General features: G+C 52.9%; 1 protein-coding gene. It reads left to right on the forward strand.

Annotated features, from left to right (window positions below; translation table 11 throughout):
* Positions 1-200 (forward strand): hypothetical protein (locus tag KVT28_RS25025; protein ID WP_217550851.1); only part of this gene is annotated, 200 nt, incomplete at its 5' end.
* Positions 201-276: the final 76 nt, after the last annotated feature.

Genomic DNA, 276 nt, shown 5'->3' on the forward strand with positions numbered 1-276 from the left:
CCAAGCCCATCGGCCTCACCAAATACTTCGATGAACTACTCATGGCCCAGCAGCTGAACCAAGTTGACGAGCGCACCCAGATCATCCAGCAGACCCAGGACGCACAGCACAACCACCTCCTGGAAGTACATGCAATCACCCAACGCAACTTTGAAGAAGCCCAGCAATTCTATCAATACTTCGGGTATTACCCCGAGTAGCTTCGTTGAAGCTTGGGGGGAACCCGACCGACACTGGGTACGTATGATAGTCCTCCTCACTCTTTGCACCATCCTT

The sequence above is a fragment of the Pantoea sp. GbtcB22 genome (assembly GCF_019091025.1).
In the GTDB taxonomy this organism is placed as follows: domain Bacteria; phylum Pseudomonadota; class Gammaproteobacteria; order Enterobacterales; family Enterobacteriaceae; genus Pantoea; species Pantoea leporis.